Genomic DNA, 448 nt, shown 5'->3' on the forward strand with positions numbered 1-448 from the left:
GAGCTGACCAGTACTAATCGGTCGAGGGCTTATCCTAAAAGCTTTCTGAAGGAAAGCTACTTCGAAAGCATATGCTATAAATTGCAAAGATTGTTTCGTATCTAGTTTTCAGGGAGCAAATCCTTGAATATATATGATGTTCCCTGATAGCTCAGTTGGTAGAGCACTCGACTGTTAATCGAGTTGTCACAGGTTCGAGCCCTGTTCGGGGAGCCACGGAGAGGTGTCCGAGTTGGCCGAAGGAGCACGATTGGAAATCGTGTAGGCGCCAAAAGCGTCTCGAGGGTTCGAATCCCTCTCTCTCCGCCACTATATTTTTGCAAGGCCCGTTGGTCAAGGGGTTAAGACACCTCCCTTTCACGGAGGTAACAGGGGTTCGAATCCCCTACGGGTCACTTTATATGGAGATTTAGCTCAGCTGGGAGAGCATCTGCCTTACAAGCAGAGG

General features: G+C 48.9%; 3 tRNA genes. All 3 read left to right on the forward strand.

The window, feature by feature from the left end:
• Positions 1-140 precede the first annotated feature (140 nt).
• The 3 genes from PV403_RS24940 to PV403_RS24950 all read left to right on the forward strand — a co-directional run bounded on the left by PV403_RS24940 (position 141) and on the right by PV403_RS24950 (position 395).
• Positions 141-216, forward strand: a tRNA-Asn gene (locus tag PV403_RS24940).
• 1 nt (position 217) lies between these two features.
• Positions 218-309 (forward strand) — tRNA-Ser (locus PV403_RS24945).
• 14 nt (positions 310-323) lie between these two features.
• A tRNA-Glu gene (locus tag PV403_RS24950) sits at positions 324-395 on the forward strand.
• Positions 396-448: the final 53 nt, after the last annotated feature.

The organism is Paenibacillus sp. GYB006 (genome assembly GCF_036577645.1).
Lineage (GTDB): Bacteria > Bacillota > Bacilli > Paenibacillales > Paenibacillaceae > Paenibacillus.